The organism is Sinomonas soli (assembly GCF_054782415.1).
In genome coordinates, this window is record NZ_BAAGSN010000003.1 from 1 (window position 1) to 2,030 (window position 2,030).

Annotated in this window: 2 protein-coding genes; one reads left to right on the forward strand and one right to left on the reverse strand. The window is 71.6% G+C overall.

The annotated features are described in order from the left end of the window. Positions 1-242: 242 nt before the first annotated feature. Positions 243-866: a 5' nucleotidase, NT5C type gene (locus ACYVKZ_RS01150; RefSeq protein ID WP_460990205.1), complete on the reverse strand. Its 624-nt coding sequence runs from the start codon at positions 864-866 to the stop codon at positions 243-245. 171 nt (positions 867-1,037) lie between these two features. Here ACYVKZ_RS01150 and ACYVKZ_RS01155 point away from each other — a divergent pair, with 171 nt between their 5' ends. Further along, entirely contained in the window at positions 1,038-1,811 is a 774-nt protein-coding gene (locus tag ACYVKZ_RS01155; RefSeq protein WP_460990206.1) for a potassium channel family protein, read from the forward strand. Positions 1,812-2,030 lie beyond the last annotated feature (219 nt).

Consider the following 2,030-nt stretch of genomic DNA (forward strand, 5'->3'; position numbering starts at 1 on the left):
GTCAAGGACCCCCAAAACGGCCATATCCGGGCCCGAAACCCCGCCTCAGGCGACCGCGCCTGGGAACCCGCGGAGGCGCCCCAGGCCCGGCTGCGTCGTCCCCCCAGTCCTCGAAGGCGCCCGCCGTTCACCGAAACGGCTCGTCGCAGCGCCGTCCCGGCCCCTCCCGGGAAGAGCGAAGGGCCGGCACCACCACCCGATCTGGGGTGAGGTGCCGGCCCTTCCGGCCATCCAGGGGTGACTCAGGTGAGCGCGTGCACGGCGTCCACGACAGGCAGGACGACGTCCTCCCACGCCTCCCACGAGTGCAGCCGCGGCCCCGGGGTGCCCTGGTTGTAGGGCTGGTCGAAGACCACCTGGGTCCATTCGGGGGTGCGGGCGCCGGTGATGACCGGCTTGTCGTCGACGAGGACAGCCCCGTGCACGAGGGTCTTGTCCAGGGTCAGGATGGTCCGCTGCGCCCACTTGGGCCCGAAGTGCTCCTGCACGCTGGCGAGCTTCTCGGAGGTGCAGGTCGCGTGCGTGGGGAACGGGGCCGAGCACAGGAACGGGGCCAGGCCGGCGGCCTCCATCGCCTCGAGCGCGTCCAGGGCGCCGGGCATCGGCTGCAGGTCCCGGTACAGGCCGGGGGCGTCCATGGCGCGGCGGAGGATGTCGCGGTCGCCGGTGGGGCCGCAGAGCATGTCCCAGGTGTGCTGGTCGCCGGGGCGGATGACGGGGAAGGCCGGGTCGAGCTCGAGGTGCTTGGCGTTCAGCCCGGTCATCCAGTCGAAGAGGACGCCGTCCATGTCGACCAGGACCACGCGCGGGGCAAGGGCAGTGTTCATGGGTCCCATGTGTGCGGGGGACTCGATCGTCATCGTCATGGGCGAACCCTAGGCCCGGGCACCGACAGAACAGCGCCCAAGGGCGGCCCCATCGTCGGGCGCGGGCGCACAGCCCACGTCGGGCCCCGACAACTGCCCGGCTTCTCGACCGGGCGCTGAACGAGGCCTCCGAAGGAGCGGTGTGGCGCCGCGGCAGAGTACGTTCAGCGCATGACTCTTGAACGCTGGGAGCGCGTGTCCGAATGGCCCATGATCGGGGCGGCACTGGTCTTCCTCGCCGCGTACTCGGTGCAGGTCATCGCCGACCTGCCGGCGAGCATGAGCGCGGTGCCGGAGGACCTGATCTGGGCCACGTGGGCGGTGTTCGGCATCGACTACCTCGCGAAGCTGTGGCTGGCGCCGAGCCGCGGGAGGTGGTTCCTGTGGCACCTGCACGAACTGGTCATCCTCACGCTGCCCGCGCTGAGGCCGCTGCGGCTCCTGCGACTGGTGACGGTGCTGCACGTGTTCCGCAGCCGCGCCGGGGCGGCGCTGCGCGGAAGGCTCCTCACCTACGTCGTGGGCTCGGCCGCGATGCTCCTGTACTGCGGGGCCCTGGCTGTGCTTGACGCCGAGGAGAACACCCCGGGCGCCAACATCCGGACGTTCCCGGATGCGCTCTGGTGGGCGTTCACGACGGTGACGACAGTCGGCTACGGGGACCGTTACCCGGTCACCGACGTCGGACGCGTCGCAGCCGTTGTCCTCATGCTCGCCGGGATCGCCGTGCTCGGTGTGGTGACGGCGTCCATCGCCTCGTGGCTCGTGGAGGCGGTCGCGAAGGAGACCGCCCAGCGCACCGCCGTGGCGGTGGGGGAGGCCGTCGAAGCTGCGGATGTGCCTCTCGAAGAGCAGATGAAGGCCCTCATTGCGGAGGTGGAGCGACTCGGCGCGGCCATTGCGGCGAAGAACGGGGAGCGGGCCGGCGGCACGTCAGACGTGTGAGGCGCAAGCCGACACAGAACAGCGCCCCACCCGCCGTGGGTGGGGCGCTGCCGTGGGGGTGGTCAGGCGGCGAGCTCCTCGTAGGGGACGACGCGCTCGACGGTGCCGCCGAGGACCCCGGTCAGCCAGTTCCGGTACGGGTCGAAGCCGGGGTCGTCGGTGGCCCACACGGCGCCCTCCTGGGCGACCTTGAGGACGACCGGGGCCTCCGGGTCCTGC